Annotated in this window: 5 protein-coding genes; 4 read left to right on the top strand and 1 reads right to left on the bottom strand. The window is 68.4% G+C overall.

The window, feature by feature from the left end; translation table 11 throughout:
- The first annotated feature begins 51 nt into the window (after positions 1-51).
- The 3 genes from GSQ76_RS18100 to GSQ76_RS18090 are packed head-to-tail and all read left to right on the top strand — an operon-like array spanning position 52 to position 3,333.
- Positions 52-870 (top strand): ABC transporter permease, encoded by an 819-nt coding sequence (locus GSQ76_RS18100; protein WP_158745544.1) that lies wholly within the window; start codon positions 52-54, stop codon positions 868-870.
- A complete protein-coding gene (locus GSQ76_RS18095; RefSeq protein WP_158745543.1) occupies positions 867-2,285 on the top strand; it encodes an ABC transporter ATP-binding protein in 1,419 nt (472 codons plus the stop codon). The genes GSQ76_RS18100 and GSQ76_RS18095 overlap by 4 nt, the downstream gene beginning before the upstream one ends.
- A 13-nt stretch (positions 2,286-2,298) precedes the next feature.
- Positions 2,299-3,333, top strand: coding sequence for a trans-3-hydroxy-L-proline dehydratase (locus GSQ76_RS18090; protein ID WP_158745542.1), 1,035 nt, complete (start codon positions 2,299-2,301; stop codon positions 3,331-3,333).
- Position 3,334: 1 nt separating this feature from the next.
- Here GSQ76_RS18090 and GSQ76_RS18085 read toward each other — a convergent pair whose 3' ends face one another.
- The gene (locus tag GSQ76_RS18085; protein ID WP_158745541.1) at positions 3,335-3,523 is read right to left on the bottom strand and encodes a hypothetical protein; all 189 of its coding nucleotides are present in this window, start codon (positions 3,521-3,523) and stop codon (positions 3,335-3,337) included.
- 182 nt (positions 3,524-3,705) lie between these two features.
- On the opposite strand from GSQ76_RS18085, the gene GSQ76_RS31200 reads away from it, so the two are divergent.
- A partial coding sequence (locus GSQ76_RS31200) for a PAS domain S-box protein (protein WP_216851127.1) occupies positions 3,706-4,619 on the top strand: 914 nt, incomplete at its 3' end.

Raw genomic sequence — 4,619 nt, 5'->3', positions numbered from 1 at the left:
CATCGCGCTTCGCCTGGTTGACCCGCGCCTGCGCACGGCCCAGCCCGTCCTATGAGTCACGAAGCCGACGGCGTCCATCGCCACACACCCTGGTTTGCGCTGTCGATCGCCGGGCTGCTGATGGTAGTCGCTCTGGCTGGCCCGGCGCTACTGAGCGTGGATCCGCTGCATCAGACACTATCCGCAGCATCTCAACCGCCGTCCGTCGAGTGGCTGCTCGGTACCGACCCGCTGGGCCGCAGCGTTCTGGCGCGGACGATAGCGGGTGCACGCATCTCCCTGGGCGCGGCGCTGCTGGCCAGCGGCCTCACCGCCGGGCTGGGTGCAGCGGCCGGGCTGCTGGCGGCAGAATTAGGCGGCACGGCGGAGCGGGCGCTGCTGGCGATCACCGACACGATCTATGCCTGCCCGGCGCTGCTGCTGGTGCTGCTGGTGACCGAGTTGTTCGACGGCGGCGTTTGGATGGTGACGGTCAGTCTGGTCGCAACCCGCTGGCCGGCCTTCACCCGGCTTTGTCACCCACTCGCCCGCGCTGCGTTGCGCCGGCCGGATGCGGAGGCGAGCCGGCTGCTAGGGTTCGGCCGATTGTATCGCCTGCATCGCCACGCCTGGCCCGCGGTACGCCCCAGCATCGTGTCCATCTCGGCCCTGCAATTCGGCAACGCGCTGCTGTCCATCGCAGCGCTGGGCTTCCTTGGTGTCGGGCTGCTACCGCCGCAGCCGGAATGGGGGGCCATGATCGCCGAGGCCATTCCTTATCTCGGCGATCAGCCGGTGATGCTGGCAGCCCCGGCGCTCGGCATCTTCGCCGCCACATGGTGCGCCACCTTGCTGGGCGAGGCCTACGCGCCCGGCGACCCATCGCCATGACCGGATTGCGCCTGGACGGATTCGCCCTGCGCCATGACGGGCAGCCCATGCTGCGCGACGTATCGCTACACGTGCGAGAGGGCGAGAGCCTGTGCCTGATTGGCGCCTCCGGCAGCGGCAAGAGCCTGATCGCGTCGGCAATCGCCGGGCTGCTGCCGGACTGCATGGCGGCCAGCGGCAGCATCACCCTGCATGACCGCACCGTGGCTGCCGCCGACCAGACCGGTCTGGCCGCGCTGTGGCACAGCCATTTGTGCCTGCTGCCGCAGGAGCCGACCAGCGCTCTGGCACCCCTGCTGCGCGCGCTGGACCAGTTACGCCTCGCACCACCGCATCTGCCCCGAACGGACGCGCTCGCTTGGCTGGCCCGATACGGCCTGGACCGGGACGCGGTGCGCCGCATGCCGCACGAACTCTCGGGCGGGATGGCGCAGCGCCTGTTGGCGGCGCTGGCGATGCGAACCGGCTCCTGCGTGCTGGTAGCGGACGAGCCGACCAAGGGACTGGACCCGGAGCGCCGCGACGAACTGATCGAGTTGCTGCGTCACTTGCGTGATGCCGGCCGGGCGATGCTGGTCATCACGCATGATATGGAGGTGGTGCGCGCGTTGGGCGGGCAGGTGGCAGTGCTGGAACACGGCACCATCGTGGAGCACGGCAGCGCCACCGACGTGCTGTATCGCCCCCGCTCCGCCTACGCCCGCGCCTGCCTGGCCGCCGACCCGGCGCAATGGGCCACACAACCGCGCGCACCAGCAGGTGCCACCATCGCCTCCGCAAACGCGCTGGTCATCGGTCATGGGCGCCGCCGGTTGGCCGGCCCGCTCGGCCTTGCCCTGGCAGAGGGCAGCGTGACCGGCCTCCTCGGCCCCAGCGGCAGCGGCAAGACCACACTCGGCGACACGTTGTTGGGCCTGCTGCGTCCGGCCGCGGGGCAAATCCAATGGCTGGGACAGGGGCTGACCCGGCGCACCATCCAAACCCATCGAGCCCGGTTCCAGAAATTGCACCAGGACCCGACGGTCGTCTTTACCCCGCACCGCCGCGTCCGCGACAGCCTCGCCGACCTAGCCCGCCTGCCCGGCGGTAACGACGCCCTGCGGCGCCTGCCGGCGTTGCTTGACCGGTTGGGCCTGCACCCGGATCTGGCGCACCGCCGCCCGGCCGATCTCAGCGGCGGCGAGGTGCAGCGTTTCGCCCTCGCCCGCGTTTTGCTCACCCGCCCGGCGCTGCTGGTGGCCGACGAGCCATCCTCCCGCCTGGACCCCCCGGTGCAGGCGGCGGCCCTGCGCCTGTTGCGCACGCTAGCGGAGGAAGACGGCCTCGCCATCCTGCTGATCACCCACGACCAGCGCATCAACGACGCGCTCGCCGACGCCACCCTGCGGCTCGGCACATCAGCGGAAATGGTGTAGGAGCCGGCGCATCATGCGCACCAGCAAACTGCTTCACATCGTCAGTTGCCACGCCGAGGGCGAGGTGGGGGATGTCATCGTCGGCGGCGTGTTGCCGCCGCCCGGTAACACCATATGGGAACAGTCGCGCTTCATCGCAGCGGACCAGACCCTGCGAAATTTCGTGCTGAACGAACCGCGCGGCGGCGTGTTTCGCCACGTCAACCTGCTGGTCCCCGCCAAGGACCCACGCGCCCAACTCGGCTGGATCATCATGGAGCCGGAGGACACGCCCCCCATGTCCGGCTCCAACTCCATTTGCGTCGCGACCGTCATTCTGGACACCGGGATTCTGCCAGTGCAGGAGCCGGAGACCAAGCTCGTGCTGGAGGCGCCGGGTGGCCTGATCGAGGCGACAGCAACCTGCCGCAACGGCAAGGCGGAGCGGATCCGGGTCCGCAATGTCCCCTCCTTCGCCGACAAACTGGACGCGCCGCTGGAGGTGCCGGGCCTGGGGACGCTGACGGTCGACACCGCCTATGGCGGCGACAGCTTCGTCATCGTCGACGCGCAAAAGTTAGGCTTCGCCATACAGCCGGACGAAGCGCGCGATATTGCCGAAATGGGCATGCGCATCACCCGCGCTGCCACCGAACAACTCGGCTTCACCCATCCGCTAAACCCGGATTGGGCCCGTATTTCGTTCTGCCTGTTCGCCGCCCCGCTGGCGGAGGAGGGTGGAGCCGTGCTGGGCCGCAACGCCGTGGCGATCCGCCCGGGCAAGCTGGACCGGTCGCCCTGCGGCACCGGCTGTTCCGCCCGCATGGCGGTTCTGCACGCGCGCGGCCAATTACAGGTGGGCGACCGGTTCATCGGCGAATCCGTCATCGGCTCGCGCTTCGACTGCGTGTTGGAGGCCACGACCGAGATCGGCGGCAAGCCCGGCATCATTCCCAGCATCAGCGGCCGGGCCTGGATCACCGGCACGCATCAAAGCATGCTGGACCCGACCGACCCGTGGCCCGACGGCCACCGCCTGTCCGACACCTGGCCGCGCATGGCGCCCTAAGCTAATCGCCGGGTTCGGGGGTCAGCGTCGGGATGACCTCGGCCGACAAGCGATGGGTTTCCGCTTGCTGCTCCAGCGATTTCGGGAAGCGGGAGCGTTTGGCTTGCACCATGATCTGCTTGGCCTTCGCCTCGTGCCAGGCGGCGACGGTCGCCAGCGCTGCCTCCCATCCCCGATCAAACTCTGTCATTTGCTGGTCCAGTTCTGATGCGACGCAGACACGATGGCGCGAGATGCGACAGCACCCCGGTATCGCGACCTATCGGATGCGAAAGCCGCCACATAAGGTGGTGGCCCCTTCTTCACAACACATCGCGCGAGATGGCTGCTGCACCCGCCCCTCGATCGCGTCCGCGGAAACATTGACACGGCATGGCTGACCCGACCGAGACAGCGATCGCCAGCAACCAGCGCTACCGCGCCATCCTGGACAGCGCGGCCGACATCGCCATCATCGCAATCGATCCCGACGGCCGGGTGACGAACTGGAGCGCGGGCGCCGAACGACTGTTCGATTGGTCCGAAGCCGAGATGCGGGGCCAGACTCTGGACCGCCTATTCACCCCAGAAGCGCAGGTGGATCGCCTGCCAAACTTCGAGATGCGCCGAAGCCTGGAGGCCGGCCGCGTTCATCACGAAGGCTGGCGTTTGCGCAGGGATGGGAGCCGTTTCTGGGCCCGTGGGGAAATGACGGTGCTGCGCAGCCCGGCCGGCGGCCATCTCGGCTTCGTCAAAATCCTGACCGACCGCACCAAACCCCATCATGACGCGCAGACATTGCGGGAAACGATGGCGCTAAATGCGCTGATCCTGACTGCCAGCCGCGACAGCATCATCGTGCTGGATTTGGACGGACATATCCAAACCGCCAATCCTGGCGCGGCGGAGCCAGCGCTGACGGCCGGCAGTCTATGGGCCGGGCTGTGGCAGGGCGCTGCCCGTCGAATGGCCGAGGACGCACTAGCCCAGGCGCGGGCCGGTGATCTGGGCCGTGTCCAAGGGGCCTATGCCGACGACCCGGCAAGATGGTGGGACGTCGCCCTGTCCCGGTTGCCAGGGGAGGACGGATGGCCTGCGAGGCTGGTCGCAGTCGGCCGCGACATCACCGCGCTGCGTCGTGCGGATATCCGCCGCACTGCATTGCTGGAACTCGGTGACCGGCTGCGGATGACGGACGACGTCTCCGAAATGTCCTTTGTCGCGGCGCAGATCATGGGCCGCACGTTGGACAGCAGCGCCGCCGGATACGGCACGATGAGCCAGGATGGGCTGTATTTCGAGATGGA

The sequence above is a fragment of the Acidisphaera sp. L21 genome (assembly GCF_009765685.1).
Taxonomy (GTDB): domain Bacteria; phylum Pseudomonadota; class Alphaproteobacteria; order Acetobacterales; family Acetobacteraceae; genus LMUY01.
The sequence above is the reverse complement of the archived record's forward strand: the minus strand, read 5'-3'. Positions and strand labels throughout refer to the sequence as shown.

What these genes read in the sequence shown, in the direction of transcription:
- GSQ76_RS18090 (WP_158745542.1), top strand. Translation starts at nt 2,299, where the DNA reads ATGCGCACCAGCAAACTGCTTCACATCGTCAGTTGCCACGCCGAGGGC.
- GSQ76_RS18085 (WP_158745541.1), bottom strand. Translation starts at nt 3,523, where the DNA reads ATGACAGAGTTTGATCGGGGATGGGAGGCAGCGCTGGCGACCGTCGCC.
- GSQ76_RS18100 (WP_158745544.1), top strand. Translation starts at nt 52, where the DNA reads ATGAGTCACGAAGCCGACGGCGTCCATCGCCACACACCCTGGTTTGCG.
- GSQ76_RS18095 (WP_158745543.1), top strand. Translation starts at nt 867, where the DNA reads ATGACCGGATTGCGCCTGGACGGATTCGCCCTGCGCCATGACGGGCAG.